At 70.6% G+C, this 25194-nt stretch carries 23 protein-coding genes; 12 read left to right on the forward strand and 11 right to left on the reverse strand.

Annotated elements, in window-relative coordinates; translation table 11 throughout:
- The first annotated feature begins 333 nt into the window (after nucleotides 1-333).
- From ACWD4A_RS30605 to ACWD4A_RS30625, 5 genes are all read left to right on the forward strand, one after another.
- On the forward strand, nucleotides 334-1860 hold the full coding sequence (locus ACWD4A_RS30605; RefSeq protein WP_451198924.1) for a maltokinase N-terminal cap-like domain-containing protein: 1527 nt from the start codon (nucleotides 334-336) through the stop codon (nucleotides 1858-1860).
- 316 nt (nucleotides 1861-2176) lie between these two features.
- Nucleotides 2177-4393, forward strand: coding sequence for a 1,4-alpha-glucan branching enzyme (gene glgB / locus ACWD4A_RS30610; protein ID WP_451198926.1), 2217 nt, complete (start codon nucleotides 2177-2179; stop codon nucleotides 4391-4393).
- 318 nt (nucleotides 4394-4711) lie between these two features.
- A complete protein-coding gene (locus tag ACWD4A_RS30615; RefSeq protein WP_451198928.1) occupies nucleotides 4712-5104 on the forward strand; it encodes an RICIN domain-containing protein in 393 nt (130 codons plus the stop codon).
- 294 nt (nucleotides 5105-5398) lie between these two features.
- Nucleotides 5399-6454 carry a hypothetical protein gene (locus tag ACWD4A_RS30620; protein WP_451198929.1) on the forward strand — a complete coding sequence of 352 codons (1056 nt, stop codon included), beginning with the start codon at nucleotides 5399-5401 and terminating at the stop codon, nucleotides 6452-6454.
- Nucleotides 6455-6540: 86 nt separating this feature from the next.
- Nucleotides 6541-6957, forward strand: coding sequence for a hypothetical protein (locus ACWD4A_RS30625; RefSeq protein WP_451198931.1), 417 nt, complete (start codon nucleotides 6541-6543; stop codon nucleotides 6955-6957).
- 77 nt (nucleotides 6958-7034) lie between these two features.
- On the opposite strand, the gene ACWD4A_RS30630 is transcribed toward ACWD4A_RS30625, so the two are convergent.
- On the reverse strand, nucleotides 7035-8699 hold the full coding sequence (locus ACWD4A_RS30630) for an MFS transporter (protein WP_451198933.1): 1665 nt from the start codon (nucleotides 8697-8699) through the stop codon (nucleotides 7035-7037).
- Nucleotides 8700-8834: 135 nt separating this feature from the next.
- On the opposite strand from ACWD4A_RS30630, the gene ACWD4A_RS30635 reads away from it, so the two are divergent.
- Complete coding sequence (locus ACWD4A_RS30635; RefSeq protein ID WP_451198935.1) at nucleotides 8835-9428, forward strand: TetR/AcrR family transcriptional regulator; 594 nt, start codon at nucleotides 8835-8837, stop codon at nucleotides 9426-9428.
- 66 nt (nucleotides 9429-9494) lie between these two features.
- Here ACWD4A_RS30635 and ACWD4A_RS30640 read toward each other — a convergent pair whose 3' ends face one another.
- The 5 genes from ACWD4A_RS30640 to ACWD4A_RS30660 all read right to left on the reverse strand — a co-directional run bounded on the left by ACWD4A_RS30640 (nucleotide 9495) and on the right by ACWD4A_RS30660 (nucleotide 14275).
- Complete coding sequence (locus ACWD4A_RS30640) at nucleotides 9495-10583, reverse strand: alpha/beta hydrolase (protein WP_451198937.1); 1089 nt, start codon at nucleotides 10581-10583, stop codon at nucleotides 9495-9497.
- A gap of 126 nt (nucleotides 10584-10709) precedes the next feature.
- Nucleotides 10710-11609: a carbohydrate ABC transporter permease gene (locus tag ACWD4A_RS30645; RefSeq protein WP_451198939.1), complete on the reverse strand. Its 900-nt coding sequence runs from the start codon at nucleotides 11607-11609 to the stop codon at nucleotides 10710-10712.
- Nucleotides 11610-11622: 13 nt separating this feature from the next.
- Nucleotides 11623-12972: an extracellular solute-binding protein gene (locus tag ACWD4A_RS30650; RefSeq protein WP_451198941.1), complete on the reverse strand. Its 1350-nt coding sequence runs from the start codon at nucleotides 12970-12972 to the stop codon at nucleotides 11623-11625.
- Nucleotides 12973-13239: 267 nt separating this feature from the next.
- The gene (locus ACWD4A_RS30655) at nucleotides 13240-13407 is read right to left on the reverse strand and encodes a DUF397 domain-containing protein (RefSeq protein ID WP_451198961.1); all 168 of its coding nucleotides are present in this window, start codon (nucleotides 13405-13407) and stop codon (nucleotides 13240-13242) included.
- The gene (locus ACWD4A_RS30660) at nucleotides 13331-14275 is read right to left on the reverse strand and encodes a helix-turn-helix domain-containing protein (RefSeq protein ID WP_451198943.1); all 945 of its coding nucleotides are present in this window, start codon (nucleotides 14273-14275) and stop codon (nucleotides 13331-13333) included. Before ACWD4A_RS30660 ends, ACWD4A_RS30655 begins: the two co-directional genes overlap by 77 nt.
- A gap of 175 nt (nucleotides 14276-14450) precedes the next feature.
- Between ACWD4A_RS30660 and ACWD4A_RS30665 the strand changes: the two genes are divergently transcribed.
- The 3 genes from ACWD4A_RS30665 to ACWD4A_RS30675 all read left to right on the forward strand — a co-directional run bounded on the left by ACWD4A_RS30665 (nucleotide 14451) and on the right by ACWD4A_RS30675 (nucleotide 15871).
- Entirely contained in the window at nucleotides 14451-14612 is a 162-nt protein-coding gene (locus tag ACWD4A_RS30665) for a hypothetical protein (protein ID WP_451198945.1), read from the forward strand.
- Nucleotides 14613-14906: 294 nt separating this feature from the next.
- Entirely contained in the window at nucleotides 14907-15092 is a 186-nt protein-coding gene (locus ACWD4A_RS30670) for a hypothetical protein (protein WP_451198946.1), read from the forward strand.
- Between the two features lie 272 nt (nucleotides 15093-15364).
- On the forward strand, nucleotides 15365-15871 hold the full coding sequence (locus ACWD4A_RS30675) for a hypothetical protein (RefSeq protein ID WP_451198948.1): 507 nt from the start codon (nucleotides 15365-15367) through the stop codon (nucleotides 15869-15871).
- Between the two features lie 139 nt (nucleotides 15872-16010).
- Here ACWD4A_RS30675 and ACWD4A_RS30680 read toward each other — a convergent pair whose 3' ends face one another.
- Nucleotides 16011-16691, reverse strand: a complete 681-nt coding sequence (locus ACWD4A_RS30680) for a response regulator (protein WP_451198949.1) — start codon at nucleotides 16689-16691, stop codon at nucleotides 16011-16013.
- Complete coding sequence (locus ACWD4A_RS30685) at nucleotides 16688-18346, reverse strand: sensor histidine kinase (RefSeq protein WP_451198950.1); 1659 nt, start codon at nucleotides 18344-18346, stop codon at nucleotides 16688-16690. The genes ACWD4A_RS30680 and ACWD4A_RS30685 overlap by 4 nt, the downstream gene beginning before the upstream one ends.
- Nucleotides 18347-18486: 140 nt before the next feature.
- Between ACWD4A_RS30685 and ACWD4A_RS30690 the strand changes: the two genes are divergently transcribed.
- Entirely contained in the window at nucleotides 18487-19872 is a 1386-nt protein-coding gene (locus ACWD4A_RS30690) for a cation:dicarboxylate symporter family transporter (protein ID WP_451198951.1), read from the forward strand.
- A 57-nt stretch (nucleotides 19873-19929) separates the two neighbouring features.
- Here ACWD4A_RS30690 and ACWD4A_RS30695 read toward each other — a convergent pair whose 3' ends face one another.
- Nucleotides 19930-20334: a hypothetical protein gene (locus ACWD4A_RS30695; protein ID WP_451198952.1), complete on the reverse strand. Its 405-nt coding sequence runs from the start codon at nucleotides 20332-20334 to the stop codon at nucleotides 19930-19932.
- Nucleotides 20335-20613: 279 nt separating this feature from the next.
- Between ACWD4A_RS30695 and ACWD4A_RS30700 the strand changes: the two genes are divergently transcribed.
- Together ACWD4A_RS30700 and ACWD4A_RS30705 are read left to right on the forward strand one after the other, a co-directional pair.
- Nucleotides 20614-20898, forward strand: coding sequence for a hypothetical protein (locus tag ACWD4A_RS30700; protein WP_451198953.1), 285 nt, complete (start codon nucleotides 20614-20616; stop codon nucleotides 20896-20898).
- On the forward strand, nucleotides 20895-21293 hold the full coding sequence (locus ACWD4A_RS30705; protein WP_451198955.1) for a hypothetical protein: 399 nt from the start codon (nucleotides 20895-20897) through the stop codon (nucleotides 21291-21293). The genes ACWD4A_RS30700 and ACWD4A_RS30705 overlap by 4 nt, the downstream gene beginning before the upstream one ends.
- An 82-nt stretch (nucleotides 21294-21375) precedes the next feature.
- On the opposite strand, the gene ACWD4A_RS30710 is transcribed toward ACWD4A_RS30705, so the two are convergent.
- Both ACWD4A_RS30710 and ACWD4A_RS30715 read right to left on the reverse strand, forming a co-directional pair.
- A complete protein-coding gene (locus ACWD4A_RS30710) occupies nucleotides 21376-23916 on the reverse strand; it encodes an ABC transporter permease (protein ID WP_451198957.1) in 2541 nt (846 codons plus the stop codon).
- Between the two features lie 65 nt (nucleotides 23917-23981).
- Nucleotides 23982-24746: an ABC transporter ATP-binding protein gene (locus ACWD4A_RS30715; RefSeq protein WP_451198959.1), complete on the reverse strand. Its 765-nt coding sequence runs from the start codon at nucleotides 24744-24746 to the stop codon at nucleotides 23982-23984.
- Nucleotides 24747-25194 lie beyond the last annotated feature (448 nt).

The following is a 25194-nucleotide window of genomic DNA, read 5'->3' on the forward strand; positions in this document are numbered from 1 at the left end:
GGGCCCCGGTGCGGGCGCACCGCGATCGGTTCGGCGGGTGTGAACTTCCGTGGGTCCCGGGCGTCGTTCCGCCGGCCGCGCACGGACGGTTTTCCCCCGCGAACCCTGGGCACCCTCCCTACTACGCACGAGCGGGTCCGCCCCCGCGGCTCCCTCCCCCGAGCGGGGCCGACAGCACGCACCGCACGCATCGCACGCACCGATTGCAGGGCCGCGGGAGCTGACCGTACGGACGATCCTCGTCCGACACGTCCCGCACCGCACACCGGTCAAAGCCGCAATCCGGGACACTTTTCCCTATCCGTCGTGTGCCCGGGGAAAGGACGCGACGCCATGTCGGACGCTGCACCGTCCCCCCGCGGAAACGCCCGCCGGGGGGCGACCCCCGGACCGCTGTTGTCCTCGGTCCACGCCGCCTCGGCGAACGCCGCGCAGCGGACGGACGCCGAGGCGGGGCTTCTGGGTTCCCTGGTGCCACTGCTCGCCGAGTGGCTGCCGCGTCAACGCTGGTTCGCGGGAAAGGGCCGTCCGATCACCGGCTTCACCCTGGTCTCGGCGACCGAGCTGCTCCCCCACCTCACCGGCGGCACCTCCCCCGGTCTGCTGCACCTCCTGGTGCGCGCCCACCAGACCGGCTCGCCCGGCCGCCCCGAACCGGCGGGCCCGGTCCTGCACGCGGGCACCGACGACTGCTACCAACTCCTGCTCGGCATCCAGGAGGTGCTGCCGCCGCACCTCGCCGCCGCCCGCATCGGCCGCCCCTCCGGCGGGCCGCTGCACGGCCGCACCGTCTACGAGGGCCTCGCCGACCCCCGGCTCGCGGCCCTGCTGCTGGAGCGGCTGCGGACGCCCGGCAGGATCGGGCCGATCGGCTTCACCCGCGAGGAGACCGCCGTCATCCCCGCCGGGCTCACCCCCAGGCTGCTCGGCGCCGAACAGTCCAACTCCTCGGTCGTGTACGGCGAAACGTATATCCTCAAGCTCTTCCGCCGCATCGGCCCCGGCATCAACCCCGATCTCGAACTGCCCCGCGCGCTCGCCGCCGGGGGCTGCGACCGGGTACCCGCGCCCGCCGCCTGGATCGAGGCGGAGCTGCCCGGCCTGGAGGCGGGGCCGCTGACGCTCGGCGTCCTCCAGCCCTATCTGCCCGGCTCCGCCGACGGCTGGCAGCTCGCCCTCAGCGCCCTCGCCGTGCGTGCCGACTTCACCGCCTCCGCCCGCGCCCTCGGGCACGCCACCGCCGAGGTCCACGGCGCGCTCGCCGAGGTGCTGCCCACCGTCGTCCTGCGCCGCCCCCAGCTGGAGCACCTGGCCGCCGCCATGGCCCGCCGCCTGGACGCCGCCGCCGACGCCGTGCCCGCCCTGCGCCCCTACCGGGCCGCGCTGCGCGCCGCGTACGACGAACTCGCCGCGCTCGGCCGGGCCGGGCGCACCTGGCGCGCCCAGCGCATCCACGGCGACCTGCACCTGGGGCAGGCGCTGCGCACCGCCGAGGACGGCCGCTGGGCGCTCATCGACTTCGAGGGCGAGCCCGCGCGGCCGCTGGCCGAACGCTGCCGCCCGCAGCCCGCGGCCCGGGACGTCGCGGGCATGCTGCGCTCCTTCGACTACGCGGCCGCGGTCGGCCGGGCGACGGGCGGCACCTGGTCCCAGCGGGCCCGCGCGGCCTTCTGCGAGGGGTACGCGACCGTGCACGGCGACCCGCGCGAGGACCCCGAACTGCTGCGCGCCCACGAGACGGACAAGGCCGTCTACGAGGTGCTCTACGAGGCCCGGCACCGCCCGGACTGGCTGCCCGTGCCGATGTCGGCGATCCACCGGCTGGCGCGTACCCCGGCGGACGGCGGGAAGCCCGTATGACGACCCGGACCGCAGCACCATCGATCCGTCTCCCGGCCGTCGCCGGGGGAAGCTTGAGGAGGACCGCCCCGTGACCGCTCGCCCGCCGTCCCGCCGACCGTCCCACGAACCCGGGGCAGGGCACCGTCCCGAAGGCCTGCCCGGGGTCCCGGCCACGTTCCTGCCCGGCCCGGCCGGACCCGGGCGCCGAGACCGGGACCGGGACCGAGGCCGAGACCGAGACCGAGAACACGGGGAGCGGCGGGAGCAGCGGCGGGAGCAGCAGCAGGAGCGCCGGGATCAACAGGAGCCCCGAGAGCGCCGGGAGCCGCTGCCCGTGCGCGCGCGTCGCGGGGTGCGTCCGGCGGTGCCGCTCGGCGACGAGGAGCGCGGCCGGCTGCTGCACGGCGCGCACCACGACCCGCACGCGCTGCTGGGGGCGCGTCCCGTGCCGGGCGGGATCGCGTTCCGGGCGCTGCGGCCGTTCGCGCGGTCGGTGGCGGTCGTCGCGAAGGGGCTGCGGGTCCCGCTCCTCGACGAGGGCGACGGCTTCTTCGCGGCCGTGCTGCCGCTCAGGGACATCCCCGACTACCGCTTCCTGGTGACGTACGAGGACGCGGAGGCGGAGGTGGAGGTCCACGACGCGTACCGGTTCCTGCCCGCGCTCGGCGAGCTGGACCTGCACCTCATCCGGGAGGGCCGGCACGAGGAGCTGTGGCGGGCGCTCGGCGCGCGGCCGATGGAGCACGAGGGGGTCGCGGGCACCCGCTTCACCGTATGGGCGCCGAACGCCCTGGGCGTGCGGGTCGTCGGCGACTTCAACTTCTGGGACGGCACGGGCCATCCGATGCGTTCGCTGGGCGCCGCCGGGGTGTGGGAGCTGTTCCTGCCGGGGATCGGCGAGGGCGCGCTCTACAAGTTCGAGATCACCCGGCCCGACGGCTCGCACACGATGCGCGCCGACCCGATGGCGCGGCGCGCCGAGGTGCCCCCGGCCAACGCGTCGATCGTGCACGCCTCGCACCACGAGTGGACCGACGGGGCGTGGCTGGCGCGGCGGGGCGAACGGCCGGTGCACGAGGCCCCGTTCTCCGTCTACGAGGTGCACCTGCCGTCCTGGCGGCCCGGCCTGTCCTACCGGATGCTCGCCGAGCAACTGCCCGCGTATGTGAAGGACCTGGGCTTCACCCATGTCGAGCTGATGCCGGTGGCGGAGCACCCCTTCGGCGGCTCGTGGGGCTACCAGGTCACCGGCTTCTACGCGCCGACCGCGCGGCTGGGCACGCCCGACGACTTCAAGTACCTGGTGGACGCCCTGCACCGGGCGGGCATCGGGGTGCTGATGGACTGGGTGCCCGCGCATTTCCCGCGCGACGACTGGGCGCTGGCCGAGTTCGACGGGCGCCCGCTGTACGAGCACGGGGACCCGGCGCGGGCCGCGCACCCGGACTGGGGCACGCTGGAGTTCGACTACGGGCGCGCGGAGGTCCGCAACTTCCTGGTGGCCAACGCGGTCTACTGGTGCCAGGAGTTCCACATCGACGGGCTGCGCGTGGACGCCGTGGCGTCGATGCTCTACCTCGACTACTCCCGCGAGGAGGGCCAGTGGACGCCGAACGTCCACGGCGGCCGGGAGAACCTCGACGCGGTGGCCTTCCTCCAGGAGATGAACGCGACGGTCTACCGCCGCTGCCCGGGGGTCGTCACCATCGCCGAGGAGTCCACCGCGTGGGACGGCGTCACCCGCGCCACCCACCACGTGGGCCCCGGCGGCTTCGGCGGGCTGGGCTTCGGGCTGAAGTGGAACATGGGCTGGATGCACGACTCGCTCGTCTACGTCTCCAAGGAGCCGGTCCACCGGAAGTACCACCACGGTGAGATGACCTTCTCCATGATCTACGCGTACAGCGAGAACTATGTGCTGCCGATCTCGCACGACGAGGTGGTGCACGGCAAGCGCGCGCTGGTCTCGAAGATGCCGGGCGACTGGTGGCAGCGGCGCGCCGACCACCGCGCGTACCTGGGCTTCATGTGGGCGCACCCCGGCAAGCAACTCCTCTTCATGGGGCAGGAGTTCGCCCAGGGGGCGGAGTGGTCCGAGAGCCATGGCCCGGACTGGTGGCTGCTGGACCCCTCGTACGCCGCGGAGGCCGACCACCGGGGCGTACGGGACCTGGTGCGCGACCTCAACCACGGCTACCTGGACACGCCCGCGCTGTGGGAGCGGGACACCGTGCCCGAGGGCTTCGAGTGGGTGGACTCCGACGCGAGCGAGGACAACGTCTTCGCCTTCCTCCGTCACGCCGCGGACGGCTCGCCGCTGCTCGCCGTCTCGCACTTCTCCCCGGTGGTGCGGCACGGCTACCGCCTGGGTGTACCGCCGGGCCCGGAGGCGTGGCAGGAGATCCTCAACACGGACGCGGAGCGGTACGGGGGGTCGGGGGTCGTGACCCCCGACCCGGTCAAGCCGGAATCCGTCCGGCACCATGGCCGCCCCACGAGTATCACGGTGACACTGCCGCCTCTGGCGACGGTGTGGTTGCGAGGGGTGTAAAGCGTCCCAAGTAGCGCATCCATTTGAGTGAATTGCGTGCGCGCACCCTGTTTGGGATTGACGCCTTCGGCTCTCCTGGACTTATCCCCGCAATGACAGGGGGAGTTCACAGAGAAGAGGTCGGCCATGAACCTCAGGAAAATCGCCCGGGAGTTGGGGATTGCCGCCGCCAGTCTCGGTGTAATGGCGCTGGCGTGTTCCCAGGGAACGGTGTCGGCAACTGCGCAAGGAAAGCAAGGCTATCCGAACACCAAGGCCCTTTCATCGGTGATTGGTGACGGCAAGTACCATATCCTCAGCAACAATTCGGCTTCTCTGGTGCTGCACGCGGAGGGCTCCTGCACGGACAGCGTGTCGACCGTCGACATCGACAAGCGCTCCAACAACCCCTACTACCAGAACCAGCAGCTCTGGATGTTCGCCCAGAACTCCGACGGGACCGCGACCATCTCCGACCGCTGCGTCTACGGCAACGGCAATCCGTCCGCCGTGCTGACCGGTCACGACGGCACGGTAGACCTGCGGGCACCCGCCTCCGACCTCGCCGGGCAGAAGTGGCAGGTGAGCGAGGCGTCGTCCGGGGTGCTGACCATCACCGACGCCGCCTCCGGCAAGGCGCTGGACAGCGCCGGGACTTCGGAGAAGTCCGCTGTGCTGGAGACCACCCCCGACGCGAACTCGGCGACTCAGCACTGGACCGTCGTCTCCTGACGGCCGCGGCCCCGTAGGCGCGCGTCGCACGCACGCCCCCTGAGCGAGGCCGATGAGGCGCGCCGCTCCGGGCCGCGCCCGCCGCGGCGGGGAATCCGCCCGGACACCGGCGCCGAGGCGTCGGCCGGCGAACCCCGCTCCGGACATCTCATGAACCGGCCGAGTCGCCGCCGGGCCCCGGGAGGACCATCCCCCGGTGCCACGCGAACGGCGATCCGATGCCGTACCCACCATTCCCGGGATTCCCGTCCCGTGTCCGCGCGGAACGGGCATGCCCGGAAAAGCGAGGAAACCATGCCCTTCGCCCACTCCCCGACCGGCCGCTCACGGCATTCCGCCCTGACGGTCCTCGTCACGGCCCTCATCACGTTCCTCGGCCTCGCCATGGCGCCGCAATCGGGATTCGCGGCGTCGCATCCGTCGCCCGCGCCGAAGCAGGCTTCGCCCCACGTGACCAAGCCCCGGCCCAAGTCAGAGAACAGGGCGGCCGGGAAGGCGCCGACGAATACCAACCTCATGACGTACCACGGCGGTCCGGTGGAGGCCGTACCCGCGGTGTACATCGTCTACTGGGGCTCCCAGTGGAAGAACGCGGACGGGTCCCTCAACGACCCCAAGGGTGAAGTCGCCCTGCAGAAGAACTTCTTCACCAACCTCGTGGGGTCCGGAGACAACTGGAGCACCACGAACACTCAGTACTGCTGGGGCCCCCCGATGACGACCGGAGCGACCTCCTGTCCCGCCTCCGCCACGCATATCGAGCACCCCGCCAGCGGACTGCTCGCCGGAACCTGGAGCGACACCGGCGCGGCCGCGCCGCAGAATCCGACGGACAGCGACATCGCGACCGAAGCCTTCAACGCGGCGGCGCATTTCGGTGTGAGCGGCGACGGCACCCAGTTCATCATCGACACGCCCACCGGCGTCGTGCCCTCGGGCTTCGAGACCAAGTACTGCTCATGGCACTCGTCCCAGGAGTCGGCGGACGGCACCACCCTGGCCGTCTACACCAACTTCCCCTACATCCCGGACGCCGGCTCCTGGTGCGGCGCCAATTATGTCGACACCGGAACCACCGGTGTGACCGGGGACACTGAAGGGGTGACCATCGTCGGGGGTCACGAGTACGCCGAAACGCTCACCGACCCGGAGCCCATGAGCGGCTGGAGCACCGACAACGACACCACCGGCGGTGAGATCGGCGACAAGTGCGTCTGGAACAACGGCGTTTCCGCCATCAAGTCCATCGGTGGCACGAACTTCGCCGTCCAGCCGCTGTGGAGCAACAACTTCAACAGCGGCAAGGGCGGTTGCGCCATCTACTACAACTCGGCCAGCGATCAAGGCTGATCCGGCACCCGGGTGGGCGGGCCGTGCGGCCCGCCCACCCGGCGGGTGTCCTCCCACGGACAACCACCGCAGAAAGGGCCCGCAGCATGCATCTTCGAGCCCCTGCCACCGCCCTCGCCCTGCTCCTCCTCACCGGCTGCGGCGGCCACACCGCGCAGACCGCCCGGCCGAGCCCCACGCCCCCGTGCCACAACCCCGACAAGGCCGTGCTGCCCCACACCGCGGGGACGATCACCGAGACGGACAACGGCGGGCGCATCTGCGTGGCGCACGGCCAGGAGATCGCCGTGTTCCTCAGCGCGCACACCACGGACGCGCACCAGCACTGGCAGCCGATCACGTCGCAGCCCGGCGCGGCCGTCACCCGTGACAACAACGGGATGGTGACTCCGACGATCGGCACGACCGTCGGCCTGTTCACCCCGAAGGCCCCCGGGGAGATCCAGTTGACCAGTCGCCGCGAGAGCGGCGGGACCTGGCGGGCGACCCTGGTCGTCCACTGACCGGCCGCGCGCCCCCGAACGAACGGGCCCCGTACCTCCGGCTGGAGGTACGGGGCCCGCGTGCGGTGCGAAGGACGTCAGACCTTCTCGTCCACCTTCGGCTCGGAAACGGCGGGCGCCGCCGCGGCCGCGGCGGCCGAGCGTCGCGGCAGCAGCACCGCCACCACCACCGTGCCGACGGCGAGGATCACCGCTCCGACCACGCTGGTGTGGGCGACCGAGTCCGCGAACGCCTTGTGCACGGCCTCGACCACGGTCTGCGCCTGCTGGGCGCCCATGGCGGCGGCCTTCTCGGCGCCGACCTTCGGCGCGGCGCCGGCCGCGACCTGCTTGCCGACCTCCTGGGCGACGGCCAGGCCGGCGCCGACGGAGTCCTGGGCGACGGACAGCGCCTTCTCGGGGAGCTTCGGGCCACCGGCGGCGGCCACCTTGGCGGCGGCGTCACCGAGGTTGGAGGAGTAGGTCTTCGCCAGCACGGTGCCGAGGATGGCGATACCGAGCGAGCCGCCCAGCTCGATGGAGGTGCTGTTGACGGCACCGCCGACGCCGAGCTTGTCCTCGGGGAAGGAGCCCATGATGGCGTTGGTGCAGGGCGACAGGGACAGGCCGATGGCCAGGCCCAGGATGATCAGCGGCAGGACGAAGTCGTCGTACGTCGAGTTCGCGTCGACCCGGGTGAGCAGCGCGATCGCGACGGTGCCGACGGTCATGCCGAGCGCGACGGTGACCTTCATGCCGACCTTCGGGGTCAGCACGGCGGTGAGCGCGCCGCCGACGAACACGGCACCGGCCAGCGGCAGCATCCGGATGCCCGTGTCGAGCGCCGAGTAGCCGAGGACGAACTGGAGGTGCTGCGTCAGGTAGTAGAACGTGCCGAAGACCGCGAGGAAGAACAGCGCGACGGCCAGCGTGGAGCCCGCGAACGCGCGCTCGGCGAAGCGGCGGACGTCGAGGACGGGGCGCGGGTGGCGCAGCTCCCAGACGACGAAGAGGACGAGGCCGACGCCGGCGACCACGGCCGCGACGATCGCGTTGGTGCCCCAGCCGAAGTGCGGACCCTCGATGATCATGTAGATGAGGGAGCCGACCCAGATGACGGACAGCAGGCCGCCGATGTAGTCGATCTTGTCGACGTTGGCCGCCTTGGACGGCGGGACGAGCAGCAGCGCGCCGACGATGCCGAGCGCGGCGATCGGCACGTTGATGAGGAAGGTCGAGGCCCAGCCGTGGTCCTCCAGCAGCGCGCCCGCGACCAGCGGGCCGACGGCGATGGCGAGACCGGCGGTGGCCGTCCAGATGGTGATGGCCTTCGCGCGCTCCTCGCGCGGGAAGGTCGCGGCGAGCAGCGAGAGGGTGGCCGGCATGATCATGGCCGCGCCGATGCCCATGATGGCGCGGGCGGCGATGACGCCGGTGGAGCTGTGGACCAGCGACCCGGCGACGGACGCCGAGCCGAAGACGAGGAGACCGAGGACGAGCGCCCCGCGGCGGCTGTACTTGTCGCCGACGGCGCCGAGGATCAGCATCAGCGCGGCGTACGGCACGGTGTAGCCGTCGATGACCCACTGCAGGTCGGAGCTGCCGAGCCCGAGGTCCTTGACCATGTCCGGGGCCGCCACCGTCAGGGACGTGTTGGCCATGACGATGATCAGCAGGCTGATGCACAGGACACCGAGAGCTGCCCAGCGCCTCTTGTACGGACCGTCCATCTTGTCGACCGGTGTCGACATCGCGAGGCCCATCGGCCCCCCTTTCGGAATCTGCACACTGCTGTGCAACTTACACACTGCTGTGCAATTTACGCCCGTGGGTGGCGGTGTGCAAAATGAGGGCCGGGGCTGTGTCTGGACAGTCACCGTCGAGCGAGAAGAGAACCGATGGCCGGCAGAGCGGACACCAACCGACGGCGCATCATGGACGTCGCGCTCGCCGAGCTGCTGCGCGACCCGGACGCGAGCATGGATCAGATCGCCCGCGCGGCGGGGGTCGTACGGCGCACGGTCTACGGGCACTTCCCGAGCCGTGACGCGCTGATCGGCGCGCTCGTCGACGACGCCGCGGCGGCGGTGGGGGCGGCGCACGCGGCGGCCCTGCGCGGGGTCGACGACCCGGCGGAGGCGCTCGCCCGCTCGATCCTCGCCGTCTGGGAGATCGCCGACAACTACCGCCTGCTGATCTCGCTCGCCCAGCGCAGCGTCACGGTGGAGGGCATCCGCAAGCGCCTGGAGCCGGTACGGCGCGCGGGCGCGGCGGTGCTGCGCCGCGGCCTGGAGGAGGGCCGCTTCGTCTCGCCGCTCCCGGCCGACGCCCTCTCCTATGTACGCGAGCAGGTCCTCTTCGGGCTGATGCAGGCGGTCAACGACGGCGTCCTGGCCCCGGAGGAGGCGGGCCGCTCGGCGGCGGTCACGACCCTGACGGCCTCGGGCCTCCCGGGCCCGGAGGCGGCGGCACTGGTGGCGAAGCTCCCGTAGCGGCGCATACGCGAAAACGCCGGGCCACATCCGCATGGCCCGGCGTTTTCGCGTATGAGGGACGGATCAGGACGAGGGCGTCGGCCCCTCGATCTGTTCGCTGATCCACTGGATCGTGCCCTTGCCCAGGTTGCCGGCGTACGAGTTGCCGTCGTGCCTGCCGCCCTGGATCACGTCCAGCTTGGTGTGGACCGGGCCCTTGCCGTAGGTGGCGATGAAGCTCTTCACGTCCGGCAGGGTGTGCACATTGCTCTCGTTGGTGCCCACCTGGTACGCGAGGTAGACGTCCGGGCCCTTGTTCGCGATGAGCTGCTTGGCGAGAACCTTGGGGTTGTTCTCCGCCATCTCCTTCTCGTGACCCCTCCAGAGCGGGGAGTCGGGCACGATGTCCGGGCCGTTGGCGATGGCGGCCTTGAACTTGTCCGGCTGCTTCAGCACGGCCTTCATGGACGCGAAACCGCCGGTGGAAGAGCCCATGAAGGCCCAGCCGTCGCGGGACTTCAGGGTGCGGAAGTTCTCCCGCATCAGGTCCGGGACGTCCTCGGTGAGCCAGGTGCCCATCTTCGGCTGCCCGGGGATGTCACTGGCGTCCCAGTAGATGCCCTTGTCGTCCGGGCCGGGGTTCAGCACCGGCATGGCGATCAGGAACGGCTTGGCCGTGCCGTCCTTGGCCCACTTGGCCATGTTCTCGATGAAGTTGAAGCCGGCCCACCAGTAGTTGGTGCCGTAGCCGGGACCGCCGGGCAGGGCGATCATCACGGGGAAGCCGCTCTTGTCGTACTTCGGGTCCTCGTACTCCTTGGGCGCCCAGACCCACACCTTGCCCTCGAAGCCGGACTTCTTGCCCTTGTACGTGACGAGGCTGACGTGGGTGCCGTCCGCCAGGGTCCGCGCGTTCTTGAACGGGGCCTGCGGGCCGGTCGGCATCAGCGACCTGGAGTCCCCGGCAGCCTGTCCACCCTGGTCGCCGTCGACCTTGCCGTAGCTCACGGGGTCGCCCTTGTCCGTGAACGGGGGTATCTCGTAGTAGCTCATGACCGGCCAGGCGATCAGGCCCAGCGTGGCTATGGAGGCCGCCACGATGATCCATCGTTTGGCGCGGGACGCGCGGCGGCGACCCCGGGACCCGTAGGTGCCGGAAGGTGTGTACGTCAACGTCTTGCTCCGGATCTTCAGCCTGCTGTGCTCATGGGGATAGCTGAATAGAAGCAAGACGTTCCTAATGTCGGGAATGACGTACGCCACATCCGGACACATCCGGCACCGAGCGGAGTCGTCCGCTCACACTTCGTCCCGCATCAGCCGCAGGTACACCACCGAGAACAGCGCTCCCACCAGCAGCAGGAGCAGGGCGATGGCCGTCCCGTAGCCGATCAGTGACTTCAGGAACGCCTGGTCGTACATGAAGACGGGCAGCGTCTGGCTTCGGTTGCCCGGACCGCCCCGGGTCATCGCCCAGATGAGACCGAAGACCGACAGCGTCTGGAGCGTGTTGAGCATCAGGTTGGTGGCGATCGAGCGGCGGATCATGGGAAGGGTGATGTGCCAGAACCGGCGCGGGCCGCTCGCGCCGTCGACCTCCGCCGCCTCCGTGACGTCCCGCGGGATGCCGGCCAGGGCGGCGGAGTAGACGAGCATGGAGAACGCCGTGCCGCGCCATACGTTGGCGAAGGAGACCGCGAGGATGGGGAGCGTGAACAGCCAGTTCTGGGTGGGGAGATGGAGCCATTCCAGGATGGCGTTCAGCGTGCCGCGGCGGTTGAAGAACGTGTAGAGCAGGAAGCCCGCCACGATCTCGGGCAGGACCCACGCCCCGATCACGATCCCGCCGGTCAGCGTCCGTACGGGCCGCGACGCGCGGCGCATCAGGGCGGCGAGCGCGAAGCCCAGGCCGTTCTGGCCGACGACCGAGGAGAGGACGGTGAAGACGACCGTCAGGACCACCGCGTTCCGGAAGCCGTCGTCCGCGAACGCCCGCCGGAAGTTGGCGAGCCCGACGAAGGAGGCGGACGCCTGGCCGGTCAGCTGGGTGTCGGTGAAGGCGAGGTAGACGCAGTACGCGATGGGTCCGGCCAGGAAGAGCAGCAGCAGCGTCGTGGCCGGGGCGATCGGCAGCCACCGCGACGCCCTCCGGGCGAGGGACGCGGGCGCGGACATGGGCGCGGACGTGAGCGCCGACATGGGCGCGGCCACCTCACCGCACCTCGACGGTCACGCCGGGAAGCGTCTTCAGCGCGTCGTCGTACCGCCTGGCGGCCTGCGCCGCCGTCGCGTCGCCGGTCGTGACCGACTCCATCGCGTCCCTGATCGCGCTGGACACCTGGGGGTAGACGGTCAGCGCGGGCCGGTAGAAGGTGTTCTTGACCAGGCCGGTGAAGAAGTCGATGCCCGGCATCGACGTCAGGTACGTGCGGTCGGCCGCCACGTCGTCCCGCACGGCGATCTGGGCGTCCCGCACGTCCCACTTCACCGCGTTGTCCTTCGTCTGGAGCGTCTCGATCGCCTGCCAGGCCAGATCCGCGTTGCCGGACTTCGCGGAGATCGCCCACGTCCAGCCGCCGGAGAGGCTCACGGCTCCGGGCGCCGCGCCGTTCTGGGTGGGGAAGGGCGCCTGGCCCATGGTCCGCGCCCACTGCGGCCACGGCCTGCCGCCGGTCGGCAGCCAGTTCTTGCCGAGCCAGTTGCCGTCGAGGTCGATGGCGAGCTTGCCCGAGGGGAGCCACTCGGTGGCGACGTGGCTGTCGACGTTGGGGTCGAGCGCGTCGGAGGGGTCGGGCCCGAGCTTCTCGGCGTAGACGGTGCGGACGAATTCCAGCGCGTCCTTGAAGCCTTGACTCCCGGCGACCCACTTCTTGGACCCTGAATCGTAAAGGGGGTCCTTCCCCGTCCCGTAGAGCAGCATCTCGAAGCCCTGCATGGTGGCGGCCTCGCCGGGGCCCTTGCCGGTGTAGACGTTGAGGGGCGTGACGCCGGGCAGCACACGCTTGACCTTACGGGCGGCGTCGAGCACGTCCGCCCAGGTGCGCGGATGCCAGTCGGTGGGCAGCCCGGCCTTGGCGAAGAGGTCCTTGTTGTACCAGAGGCCCCTGGTGTCGGTGCCGTCCGGGACGCCGTACGTCTTGCCGTCCTCCGCCCGCGCGGCGGCCTTCGCGGTGTCCGCGAAGCGCGCCCAGTCCCGCCAGCCCGCCAGTTTGTCGTCCAGCGGCCGCAAGTACCCGGCCTTGATGTCGGAGTTGATGACGAAGGTGTCCTCGCGGACGATGTCCGGGGCGGTCTTGGCCGACCGCATCATCTGCTGGACTTTGCTGTAGTAATCCGCCTGGGCCGCCTGGACGGGGATGAGGCGGAGCTTCTTGCCGGGGTGGTCGTGCGCGAACTGTCTCTGCACCTCGGCGAGATAGGTGTCCATGATGCGGGTCTTGTTGTCGGTGGTGCGCTGGTAGGCGATCGTCACGGTGTCGGAGTCATGGCTTCCGCCGCTGCCGCAGGCGGTGAGCGGGGCGAGCGTGACGAGGGCGAGGAACACGGGGGTGGTGGGGCGCACGGTACCTCCTACGGAGAGGCCGGGTTACGGCACGCGTGCGGTCTTTTCCCGCGCTGCCCCCTTTCGATGCCCGTGACAAGGAACCCTCTTCCGCGGCGACCCGGACACCCTCCACCGATATTCGGACACCCTCGGTTCGCCAAAGGCACATCACGGCGCCGAGGACAGCGGCGCGTGGTGTTTCCGCGGAACACGCCGACGCCAGACCGGGTTGGCGCATGGAAGCCCCAGCTCGCTGGTGGGCGAGCTGGGGCTTCCGGCACGAGGCTACACGTCCTGCTGTGCCTGATTCTTGACGTTGGTCACGAAGGCGGACCAGGCGGCGGGGGGCAGCGTCAGCGCGGGGCGGTCGGGGGTCTTACTGTCCCTTATGGGGACGGCGCCGGTAGCTGCGAGTGCGGGGGCCCATTGGACGCATTCGCCGCCGTTGCCCAGGCTGTAGCTGGACTTGGCCCATATCAGGTGGGAATGGTCGAGGGTGGTGCTCATGAGCGTAAGCCTCCATTGCGTGCCGGATAAAGGAGAGGGAGTCATGACGCGACAGGGCATCAGCGCGTAGTCGCTCGTAAGCCGCCCGCGCTTCGACGAGCAACCTCTCCGAGTTGCCCACCTGCCCTCGCATGTTCATCTCCTCGTACAGGACCTCGGATCCGTCCTGCTGTGTGAGCAAGATAAACGGCGCCCCCCAAGCGGGAGTGCCCGCACTGGCCGGGAACACTTGCAGGTTGATACGCGGATGCTCCGTTGCCGCTGCCAAATGCCTCAGCTGCCCCTGCATGACCTCCGCGCCACCTACGCCGGACCACAGGACCGACTCATGGAGGATCACCCACAGCGACGGCGGGCTGGAACTTTCGAACAACTCCCTACGACGGATGCGGCGTTCTACGCGATCCTTGATCTGTGTTGCCGCTTCCCTGGGGTGGGCAGACCGATAGATGGCCTCGGCATACTCCGGTGTTTGCAGTATGCCCATCACGATGAGACTTGAGAAACCACAAATAGCCGTAGCCTCGCGCTCAAGCTGAAGATACGGGATGAACCACACCGGGTTACCGGCATCGGCCGCCCGCTGCCGCCACCGCGCGTACGTGCCCGGAGTGCCGAACACACGGTCGCACTGCTCGGCGAACTGGGCACTCGCCAGTTGCTTCCCCTGCTCCACTTTGCTCACATAAGGCTGCTGGAAGTGCAGCTCGTGAGCGAGATCGGATTGAGTCCACCCGCGTGCCTCGCGGGCGCACTTGATCTCACTGCCGAGCTCCTGGGCGGGCGTTACCGGTTCGGGCGACTCATCGCGCATGTGTACCAACTCCAGTTATTCCGAGGTGAGTTGGCATTCAAAATAGCCTGTTCAGTAAAGGTTTGGACGTGGATTCTGAGCTTCCTGGTTGATGCCCGCCCGCCCAGGGCGGGACACGTGGAGGTTCGAACAAATGACAACACCGTCGATTACCTACCGCTGTGGTGCGTGGCTGGTGGACACGCAACACGGCAAGGTGGGACAGCTCATGGACAGCGACCACCGGGTCGCGCGGCTCCGTTCGCCCGACGGCAGCGAGGAATGGGACGCCGAACCGACCAGCCTGCGGCTGGCCGCCAAGAACGAACTGGTCCAGGCCCGGAAGGGAAGCCGGTGAACATCCCTCCGCCCAAGTGGGACCTCCCGCTCATCTCCCTGCCGCACACGGGCGGCCCGCTCGCGTACCCGACCCGGGAAGAGTGCGGCATCTGCCGCCAGTTCGCGGCGGCGATCCAGGTGACCGAGCACGTCGCCAAGTACCGCGAGGCATGGGCCGAGCACGTGACGGTCATCCCTCACAAGGGGGGCGCCGTCCACGTGACCTGGATGCCCGCATCCGACACCCCTGGGGCCGTCGGATGCGGGACCATGGATCTCACACAAGATCCCCCGATGGATGGCAGGTGCGGAGATGCACGAGCCCAACACCAGTAATCGGATAGACGCGCGCACCCGGGCGCACCTGGGAGCGCAGGGAAAACTCAAGTGCAACAAGTGCCACAGCGCTTGGGTGACCGTACGCGACCAGGGGACGCTCGGCGTGCTGATCATGTGCGAGGAACCCCATTGCCTGGCGGCACACACGATCTTCCGCTGACCCGGCACAACCACCAGGGGAGTTCATGAACTGCATCGCGTGCGGAAGCAGCAACACCACCTGCTATCCCCGTGATGACGGCTCGGTCTACTGCGAGTGCGGCGACTGTGGCGTCTCCTTCACACTCAATCCGTGATCGATGTTCCGTCCGCGCGTCCCCTCTTCTGGGCGTGCGGACGGAGCCCGGACCCGTACGGGTGGACCACCGCTCGATCACGCCGGTTGCGCTCCGGATCTCCCTATCCTGGCTCGCTCCTTAGGAGGGATGACAGATGCGCATCGACCGCTTCGAGAGCTTCGCAGTGGACCTGATCAATCAGTCGAGCAGCCCGGCGGTCAAAAACGTCTCCACTGCCAGAGACGCCGGCTTCACCAAGGTCCCGTACGGCTTGGTCGTCGAGTTCACCAGCGGTGCGTCAGCGTATGTGCACCTGGTCATGGTGCTGCCGCCGGGCCAGAAGCTCGACCAGGATGAGCAGGTCGTCGAGGGCGAAGAGCCCATCGTTCCGCTCCCGTCCCCTGATGGATTCGGGAGCGGCAGCAAGATCAAACTAGTGGACTTCGAGGCATGGTTCGTGGCCCTGCTCGCATCCAGCGGCAGCCGCGAGATCAGTGGCCTCGAAGCATGGACGCGGCGGGAGGGCGGGAACCCCGGCCGTGCCGGAGCGACCGTCAGGTTCCACTCCGGCGGGATCATCTACGCCGCCGTGGCACATCTGCTGCATCCAGGAGCGAGCGCGGACGATCAGAACTGGTACGAGCCGCTACAGGAGGCCTGACCGCGAGGAAGTCCGCCTTGCGATCGCCGAAGCCCGCACCCTATGAGGGCGCGGGCGGGACCTGGGGCGCAACCCTCCGGCTGCATGCTGGTGCGCAGGCCCGCGACGGAGGCGTTCCGGGCCTTTGCCGAGCCGGACGTCACCGCGTCACCCACCGATACCTCAGCTCCGGCCGCCCCACCTGCCCGTACTGCGGCGCCCGCACCGCCCGTCCCGTCTGGACCAGGTGTTCCAGGTAGCGGCGGGCCGTGATGCGGGAGATGCCCACCGCCGTCGCCGCCGTCCCCGACGAGACGCCCTCCGGTCCGGCGTCCCGGATCGCCGCCGTGATCGACTGGAGGGTGTCGAGGCTCAAGCCCTTGGGCAGGGCGGCGGGTTGGGGGGAGCGCAGGGCCGCGAGGGCGCGGTCGACCTCCTCCTGGCCGCTCGCCTCGCCGACGACCGCCCGGAACTCCGCGTAGCGGACGAGCCGGTCGCGGAGGGTCGTGAAGGTGAACGGCTTCAGCACGTACTGGACGACCCCCAGGGACACCCCCTCGCGGACGACCGCCAGGTCGCGCGCCGAGGTCACCGCGATGACGTCCAGGGAGTGCCCGGCGGAGCGCAGCGAGCGGACGAGCTGGAAGCCGTGGCCGTCGGGCAGGAAGAGGTCGAGCAGCACCAGGTCGACGGCCGTCCGCTTGAGGAACTGCAGCGCGTCGCCCCGCGTGTGCGCGACCCCGGCCACCGTGAACCCGGCCACGCGCCGTACGTACAGGGCGTGCGCGGCGGCGGCGACGGGGTCGTCCTCCACGACCAGCACCCGGATCGGCGCGCTCATGGCGCCACCGCCGTCCGTGCGCGCAGGGGCAGCCGTACGGTGAACTCGGCGCCCCCGTCCGGGGATTCGGCGACCTCGACGGTGCCGCCGTTGCGGCGCGCGGCCTGCCGGACGAGGGCGAGCCCGAGTCCGCGCCCGTGCGCGGCGGCGCCCTCCTTGGTGGTCCAGCCCCGCCGGAACACCTCGTCGACGGCCTCGGGGGCGATCCCGGCGCCGTTGTCCGCGACGCGCAGCAGCAGTTCGCCGTCGTCGGCCCGTACGGTGACGGTCACCTGCGCACGGCGGGCGGGGCCGCCCTCGCGGTGGGCCTCTTCGGTGGCGGCGTCGACCCCGTTGTCGATCAGGTTGCCGAGGACGGTGACGAGGTCGCGGGCCGGGAGGCCGGGCGGCAGCAGGCCGTCGTCGATGTGGGTGTCGGGGGCGAGGACAAGGTCGACGCCGTGCTCGTTGGCCTGGGCGGCCTTGCCGAGGAGGAGCGCGGCGAGTACGGGTTCCGCGACGGCGGCGACGACCTGGTCGGTGAGGGCCTGGGCCAGTTCGAGTTCGGCGGTGACGAACTCGACGGCCTCGTCGGCCCGTCCGAGCTCGATCAGGGAGACGACGGCGTGCAGCCGGTTGGCGGCCTCGTGGGCCTGGGAGCGCAGCGCCTCCGCGAAGCCCCGCACGGAGTCCAGTTCGCCCGAGAGGGCCTGGAGCTCGGTGTGGTCGCGCAGGGTGACCACTGTGCCGCTCTTCTCCCCGCCGGACACCGGCGAGGTGTTGACGACGACGATGCGGTCGGCGGTCAGGTGCAGTTCGTCGACGCGCGGGCCGGGGGCGAGGAGGGCCGCGGTCAGCGCGGGCGACAGCCCGAGGCCGGTGACGTGGCGGCCGACGGCCTCGCCGTCCAGGCCGAGGAGCTCACGTCCCCCGTCGTTGATCAGTGCGATGCGCCGCTGTCCGTCCAGCATCAGCAGGCCCTCGCGCACGGCGTGCAGCGTGGCCTCGTGGTAGGCGTGCATCCGGCTGAGCTCGGTGGCGTTCATGCCGTGGGTCTGGCGGCGCAGCCGGGCGTTGAGGAGGTAGGTGCCCGCGCCGCCGAGTGCGAGCGCGGCCAAGGCGACGCCGAGCAGTCCGACGAGTTGGCGGCGGATCTCGGCGCTGATCGCGTCGACGGTGATGCCCGCGCTGACGAGGGCGATCACGTGGTTGCCCGCGGTGCCGTCGGTTCCGTCGGTGACGGGGACGACGACGCGGACGGACGGGCCGAGGGTGCCGGTGTAGGTCTCGGAGAAGGTGCGGCCGTCCAGCGCGGGCCCGGTGTGGCCGAGGAAGCGCTCGCCGATGCGGTCCGGGTCGGGGTGGGTCCAGCGGATGCCGTCCCGGTCCATGATCGTCACGAAGTCGACGCCGGTGTCGTGGCGCACGCGCTCGGCGTACGGCTGGAGCGCGGCCGCCGGGTCCGCCGAGCGGACCGCGTCCCGGACGGCCGGTGACGCCGCGACGGCCGCCGCTGCCGCCGTCACCTGGCGGCGCGCGGCCTCCTCCGCCTGGCCCCGGTCGGCGAGGTACGCGAAGGCCGCACAGCCCGCCACCACGACGGCGACCAGCACGGTCTGCACCGCGAAGAGGCGGCCGGCCAGGCTGTGGGGGCGACGTATGCGAGGTTTGCGCATGGCGGACAGTCTGACCTGGGCCCGGCCATGAACGTAATGCACGCAAGGGTGACCGCAGTCACATGGGCGTGCATAGTCGCCGGAGCCCCACTTGTCGGGAGAGGGGCAGCACAGGAGCCGCTACGACGGGGAGAGCACCCATGACCACGACGCCCGCACAGTCACCGCCGGGCCGCCGGACGGGCGGCGGACGAGACCGTACGCACTACCTCTACCTCGCGGTGATCGCCGCGGTGCTCGTGGGCATCGCGGTCGGGTTCGCCGCACCGGGCGTGGCCGTGGAGCTGAAGCCGCTGGGCACCGGGTTCGTCAACCTGATCAAGATGATGATCTCGCCGATCATCTTCTGCACGATCGTGCTGGGCATCGGTTCGGTACGCAAGGCGGCCAAGGTCGGTGCGGTCGGCGGGCTGGCGCTCGGCTACTTCCTGGTGATGTCGACGGTCGCGCTCGCGATCGGCCTGGTGGTCGGCAACCTCCTGGAGCCCGGCAGCGGGCTGCACCTGACCGAGTCGCTGCGGCACGCGGGCGAGGCGCAGGCCAAGGGCGCGCACGAGTCGACCACCGACTTCCTGCTCGGCATCATCCCGACCACCATGGTCTCCGCCTTCACCGGCGGCCAGGTGCTGCAGACGCTGCTGGTGGCGCTGCTCGCGGGCTTCGCGCTGCAGGCGCTGGGCCCGGCGGGCGAGCCGGTGCTGCGGGGCATCGGCCATGTCCAGCGGCTCGTCTTCCGCATCCTGTCGATGGTGATGTGGGCGGCGCCGGTGGGCGCGTTCGGCGCGATGGCGGCCGTGGTCGGGGCGACCGGTGTGGACGCGCTGAAGTCCCTCGCCGTCATCATGATCGGCTTCTACATCACCTGTCTGCTCTTCGTGATCGTGGTGCTGGGGACGCTGCTGCGGCTGGTGGCCGGGGTGAGCATCTTCGCGCTGCTGAAGTACCTGGGGCGGGAGTTCCTGCTGATCCTGTCCACCTCCTCCTCCGAGTCGGCGCTGCCGCGCCTGATCGCGAAGATGGAGCACCTGGGCGTGAGCCGCCCGGTCGTCGGCATCACCGTCCCCACGGGCTACTCCTTCAACCTCGACGGCACGGCCATCTACCTCACGATGTCCTCGATCTTCGTCGCCGAGGCGATGGGCCAGCCGCTCTCCGTGGGGCAGCAGATCTCCCTCCTGCTCTTCATGATCGTCGCTTCGAAGGGCGCGGCGGGCGTGACCGGCGCGGGCCTCGCCACCCTCGCGGGCGGCCTCCAGTCCCACCGCCCCGAACTCGTCGACGGCGTCGGCCTCATCGTCGGTATCGACCGCTTCATGAGCGAGGCCCGCGCCCTCACCAACTTCGCGGGCAACGCGGTGGCGACGATCCTGGTCGGCACCTGGACGAAGGAGATCGACGGCGCGCGCTGCCGCGAAGTGCTGGGCGGGCGGCTGCCGTTCGACGAGGCGTCGATGGCGGGCGACGACGGGCACGGCGGGAACGGCCACGGGGCGGAGCCGGAGCGGAAGGAGCCGGCGGGGGTGTGAGACGTCGCGGCCCTCATCGCTTCACCGACGAGGGCCGCGGCACTCTCGCTTCACCCGTCACTTCACCTCGACCGTGACCTTCCACGGCACGACGACCAACGGGCAGAGGCGACCGGGGTCGGAGTGACACCTGCGCTGGGCGGTGATCGTGGCGGTGCCACGGTGTTCCGCGTGGAACACCGCCGACGCGCCCCCGCCCGGCGACGCGGCGCCCGCCGTCCGCCGGAGCACCGCGGTGCCGTCGGCCGCCGGGACACTCCATGTGTACGTGAGCCCGTGTTCGCGGTAGCCGGTGAGGCGTACCTCGGTGTCATCGCCGAGGTGCGCCTCCACCTTTCTCCCGTTGTCGGCGTACGTGAGCGTGATGCGCTTTTTCGGCACCGCGGCGGAGACGGGGACGAATGCCACCGTCAGCGCCGTTCCCACGGCGAGCGGAGCGACCAGATACCTGACTGCTTTCACGCTTCCCCCTCAAGTCCCCGGCGCCACACGCCGGGTCACGGGTCGGAACGACGCGCACCAGCATCCTCCCCGGAGCCGGGGGGTGGGTGCTCAGCGGTATCCCCCGCCCCGAATTCGCCGGAACGAGGCGAACTCGCCGCATCGTCACACCCCGGCGCGCACCGAGGACGGGTGCGCGACCTTTCGGAAGCACGAAACAGGATCGCGAAACGGGGTTGCCCGAAAAGCGCAGGGGCGCGCCATAGGACACGCCCACCACAAGAAGTCTATAGTGGCGCTATGGCAACCACGACGATTCAGGTCCGCCGCGAGACACGCGATCACCTCGCCGAGCTCGCCAAGGAGCGTGGCATGAACATCGGCCAGCTGGTCGACGCGCTGGCCGCGGAGCAACCGACCGCCGCGCAACGCGCCGAACGGCTCGCCGCCGACCGTGAGGTGGCGCGGCGCCTGGTCGGTGTGGACATCAGCGACGAGGAGTTCGACCAGGCCCCTGATGTGCTGGGCAACATCTACAAGATTGCCGCCGAGAAGGTCAGGACCGCCCGGGGCTCCGCAGCGTGATCATCCTTGACACCAGCGCCGTCAAGGCACTCGCCGGCGGCCACAAGACGCTCAATCTGCTCGCCGGCAACATGGCGAAGACGCCCGGTGACCGTCTCAACGTTCCCGCACTGTGCCTGATGCAAGCCGAAGCCGATGACGAGGGCGCCTCCCGCCGCGTGCTCTCCTACTCGTCTGTCGTTGTCGACGGTCTCGACGGCATCGCCTCCGTCAGCGTCGGCACGATGATCCGCGACGGCTTCGGCGGGCCGGACTCCTGCCACGCGCTGTACTGTGCGCTGCCCCGCTTGGACTTCACCGGCATGTCGATCCTGCTGACCGAGAACGAGGACGCGTACCCGCCGGGCGTGGTCACCGTCGACATCAACTCGCCCGGCATGCTGGGCTTCCACTGAGCGGCGTCATACGACGGGCCCGGGGCCCGCGCCCCCGATGCGGAGGGTGCGGGCCCCGGGCCCGTGCGGTGGGAGCCGGAGGTTACTGCGCCCCGATCGACGTCAGCACGTCCATCCGGGAGGCCCGCCGCGCCGGCCAGACCGCCGCCAGGACGCCCACCGCGAGTGCCAGCAGCAGGAAGACCGCGATGCGGCCCCACGGGACGACCATCTCGTACTGGGGGAAGGACGAGCGCAGCAGGTGGCCGCCGGACCAGGCGAGGAAGATGCCGACGCCGACGCCCAGCACCGCGCCGAACATCGCGATCATCACCGATTCCAGGCGCACCATCTGCTTGACCCCGGTGCGGGCGAGGCCGATCGCGCGGAGCATGCCGATCTCGCGGGTGCGCTCGAAGACGGACATGGCCAGGGTGTTGACGACGCCGATGACGGCGATGACGACGGCCATGCCGAGCAGCCCGTACATCAGGTAGAGGATGGAGTCGATGTCGCCCGCGGAGGCGCGGCGCAGGTCGTCCTGGCTCTCGACCTTCATGATGGGGTTGTTGCCCAGGGTCTTCTTGATCTGGGCGGGGAGCTTGTCGGCCTGGCCGGGGGCGGCCTTCAGGAACACCTCGTCGTCGCGCACCTTCTCCAGGTGCGGGTCCACGAGCGCCGTGGTGCCGAGGACGTTGACGAGCACGTCGTTGTCGGCGTAGACGGCGGCGACGCGCGGCTTGGCCTGCTGTCCGTCCGTGAAGTCCATCGTCAGGGTGGAGCCGACCTTCAGGCCGTGGTCCCGCGCGTACGTCTCGGACACGGCGATCGCGCCCTTGCCGCGGACGTCGGCGAGCGAACCGCTGGTGGTCTTCAGGTCGATGACCTTGGTGAGGGCGGTGAGGTCGGCGGTGGCCTGGATGCCCCCGGGGTCGTTGTCCGCGTCGAAGGCGCCGAGCCGGAGCGGGACCGCGGCGGCCACACCGGGCTGCTGCCGGAGCTTCTCGGCGACGTCCGGGGAGAAGCCGCGGTAGCTGGTGGAGCTGACCTTGTAGTCGGCGGTGAGGTCCTGCTGGCTCAGCCGGTCGACGCCCTGGTTCGCGGAGACCGCGGCCACGGTGAGGCCGGTGATGAGGGTGAGGCCGATCATCAGGGCGGAGGCGGTCGCGGCGGTACGGCGCGGGTTGCGCAGCGCGTTCTCCTTGGCGAGCTTGCCGCTGATGCCGGTCAGGCGGGCGGTGGCCTTGCCGAAGAGGAGGACGAAGGGGCGGGAGAGCAGCGGGGCGAGCACGATGACGCCCGCGAGGGTGAGCGCGGAGCCCGCCATGGCGGCGGTCAGTCCGCCGCTGTCGCGCAGCGTCGTCACATACAGCATGATCGCGACGCCGAGGCCGGTGAGGACCGCGCCGATGGAGTTGCGGACGACGAGGCCGCGGGTGGTGGGCGCCTGGTCGACGGAGGCGAGGGCCTCGACGGGGGCGATCCGGGCGGCCTTGCGGGAGGGCAGCCAGGCGGCGACCACGGTGACCAGGACGCCGACGACGAGGGCCGACAGCACGGAGGCGGGCTCGACGACCAGCGGCCCGTCGGGCAGTTCGGCGCCGGTGGAGTTGAGTACGGGCCGCATGCCGGCGGCGATGCCGAGACCGAGGACGAAGCCCACGGCGGAGGCGACCAGCCCGAGCAGCCCGGCCTCGACCAGCACGGACCGTACGACCTGACGGCGGGAGGCGCCCACGGCACGCAGCAGCGCGATCTCACGGGTGCGCTGGGCGATGAGCATGGTGAAGGTGTTGGCGATGATGAAGACGCCGACGAAGAGGGAGATCCCGGCGAAGACCAGGAGGGTGTTGCGGATCGAGCTGGTCTCCTTGTCGATCTCCTTCGACTGCTCGGCGGCCAGCCGGGTGCCGCTCTGGGCGTCGAAGCCCTTGGGCAGGGCGGCCTCGACCTCGCGGGTCAGCGCGTTCTGGTCGGTGCCCTTGGCGGCGGAGACGACGAGCTCGCCGAACTGGCCGGGCTTGCCGAAGAGTTGCTGCGCGGTGGCGGTGTCGAACAGCGCGAGGCTGCCGCCCGAGCTCACCCGCGGGTCGCGGGTGCCGACGATGCCGACGAGCTTCTTGGTGATGACCGGGCCGTCGGTCGCGAGCCGTACGGGCTCGCCGAGCTTCGCGCCGGTCTTGGCGGCGGTCCGGTCGTCGAGGGCTATCTCGTCGGCGGCGGCGGGGCCGCGACCGGACTTCACCGGATAGCGGCTGTCCTTGCCGTCAGGGCCCGGCACATAGTTGGCGGCGGTGCTGCCCCATGCACTGCCCGCGGGGTTGCCGTCCTTGTCGGCGACCGTGGCGGTGCCGTTGACCGAGGGACGTACGGCCGTGACGCCGGGCAGCGCGCGGACCTTGTCGACGACGCGGGTGTCGAGGACGCCTTCGCCCTTGGCCGCGCGGCCGTGGCCGGAGCCGGGGGTCACGGAGACGGCCACGTCGTCGAGGCTCCGGGCCGTCTTGTTACGGAAGGCGCCGCCGACGGAGTCGCTGAAGATCAGCGTGCCGGAGACGAAGGCGGTGCCGAGGAGGACCGCGAGCGCGGTCATCATCAGCCGGGTCTTGTGCGCGAGGAGGTTGCGCACGGCGGTACGGAACATTGCTGGCAGAGTCCTGGTCCGGGGCGTGGCGGAAAGGGCGGGAGGGGTACGGGCGAGGGCGCGGCTCAGCTCGTACGGCCCTTGGCGTCGAAGCGCTTCATGCGGTCGAGGACCGCGTCGGCGGTCGGCTCGCGCATCTCGTCGACGATGCGGCCGTCGGCGAGGAAGACGACGCGGTCGGCGTAGGAGGCGGCGACGGGGTCGTGGGTGACCATGACGATCGTCTGCTGGAGGGCCCGTACGGACTCGTGCAGGAAGCCCAGGAGTTCGGCGCCGGAGCGGGAGTCGAGGTTGCCGGTCGGCTCGTCCGCGAAGATGATCTCGGGCTGGGCGGCGAGGGCGCGGGCGACGGCCACACGCTGCTGCTGGCCGCCGGACAGCTGGCTCGGGCGGTGCGCGAGGCGCCCGGAGAGGCCGACGGTGTCGACGACCGTGTTGAGCCACTGTGCGTCGGGCTTACGGCCCGCGATGTCCATGGGCAGGGTGATGTTCTCCAGGGCGGTCAGCGTCGGGAGGAGGTTGAACGCCTGGAAGATGAAGCCGATCTTGTCGCGGCGGAGGCGGGTGAGGCGGCGGTCGTCCAGGGAGGCCAGCTCGACCTCACCGATCCGCGCGGAGCCGGACGAGACGGTGTCGAGCCCCGCCATGCAGTGCATCAGCGTGGACTTGCCGGAGCCGGACGGCCCCATGATCGCGGTGAACTCCGCGCGGCGGAACTCCACGTCGACCGAGTCCAGGGCCCGCACCTGGGTCTCCCCGTGGCCGTAGACCTTGCTCAGGCCGGTGGCGCGGGCGGCGGCCACGCGGGTGGGGGCGGCGGTTCGGTGCACGGGTCTCCTCCGGAGGGGTGTGTTCTCTGGGTTCTCGGGGTTCTCTGGGTGGCCGCAATGGCCGGAATCTTCTCCTCCAATTCTGGGTTCGGAGGTGGGGTCGCGGCCTCAGCCGAACGGACCGAAAAGGGACCGACCACAGGGCGAGGCCGGTGCTCGGCAGTAGTCCCGGAGACGGACGGGGGTCATCCTCGGGATGCATGCGCCCCTACGGGGGGTGCGCCGACGACGGGCCTTCACAGTGTCGATTTGCGGCTTCGCCGCGTTGTCCTCAAACGCCGGACGGGCTGGATTCGCGGACCGTGGCACTTTGACCTGCGGCCCGCAGGCTTGCGGCCCTCAGGCTACGGACTACGCCCGCACAATTCAGCCCGTCCGGCGTTTGAGGACGCGGCCGCAGGCCGCCCCCGCCGCAGGCGGCAGACGGCCCGCGGCCGGGGGTCCGGGG

It is taken from the genome of Streptomyces sp. NPDC002537 (assembly GCF_053594975.1).

What these genes read in the sequence shown, in the direction of transcription:
- ACWD4A_RS30710 (WP_451198957.1), bottom strand. Translation starts at nt 23,916, where the DNA reads ATGTTCCGTACCGCCGTGCGCAACCTCCTCGCGCACAAGACCCGGCTG.
- ACWD4A_RS30685 (WP_451198950.1), bottom strand. Translation starts at nt 18,346, where the DNA reads ATGCGCAAACCTCGCATACGTCGCCCCCACAGCCTGGCCGGCCGCCTC.
- ACWD4A_RS30670 (WP_451198946.1), top strand. Translation starts at nt 14,907, where the DNA reads ATGCACGAGCCCAACACCAGTAATCGGATAGACGCGCGCACCCGGGCG.
- ACWD4A_RS30635 (WP_451198935.1), top strand. Translation starts at nt 8,835, where the DNA reads ATGGCCGGCAGAGCGGACACCAACCGACGGCGCATCATGGACGTCGCG.
- ACWD4A_RS30605 (WP_451198924.1), top strand. Translation starts at nt 334, where the DNA reads ATGTCGGACGCTGCACCGTCCCCCCGCGGAAACGCCCGCCGGGGGGCG.
- ACWD4A_RS30660 (WP_451198943.1), bottom strand. Translation starts at nt 14,275, where the DNA reads ATGCGCGATGAGTCGCCCGAACCGGTAACGCCCGCCCAGGAGCTCGGC.
- ACWD4A_RS30645 (WP_451198939.1), bottom strand. Translation starts at nt 11,609, where the DNA reads ATGTCGGCGCTCACGTCCGCGCCCATGTCCGCGCCCGCGTCCCTCGCC.
- ACWD4A_RS30700 (WP_451198953.1), top strand. Translation starts at nt 20,614, where the DNA reads ATGGCAACCACGACGATTCAGGTCCGCCGCGAGACACGCGATCACCTC.
- ACWD4A_RS30630 (WP_451198933.1), bottom strand. Translation starts at nt 8,699, where the DNA reads ATGGGCCTCGCGATGTCGACACCGGTCGACAAGATGGACGGTCCGTAC.
- ACWD4A_RS30620 (WP_451198929.1), top strand. Translation starts at nt 5,399, where the DNA reads ATGCCCTTCGCCCACTCCCCGACCGGCCGCTCACGGCATTCCGCCCTG.
- ACWD4A_RS30625 (WP_451198931.1), top strand. Translation starts at nt 6,541, where the DNA reads ATGCATCTTCGAGCCCCTGCCACCGCCCTCGCCCTGCTCCTCCTCACC.
- ACWD4A_RS30675 (WP_451198948.1), top strand. Translation starts at nt 15,365, where the DNA reads ATGCGCATCGACCGCTTCGAGAGCTTCGCAGTGGACCTGATCAATCAG.
- ACWD4A_RS30690 (WP_451198951.1), top strand. Translation starts at nt 18,487, where the DNA reads ATGACCACGACGCCCGCACAGTCACCGCCGGGCCGCCGGACGGGCGGC.
- ACWD4A_RS30680 (WP_451198949.1), bottom strand. Translation starts at nt 16,691, where the DNA reads ATGAGCGCGCCGATCCGGGTGCTGGTCGTGGAGGACGACCCCGTCGCC.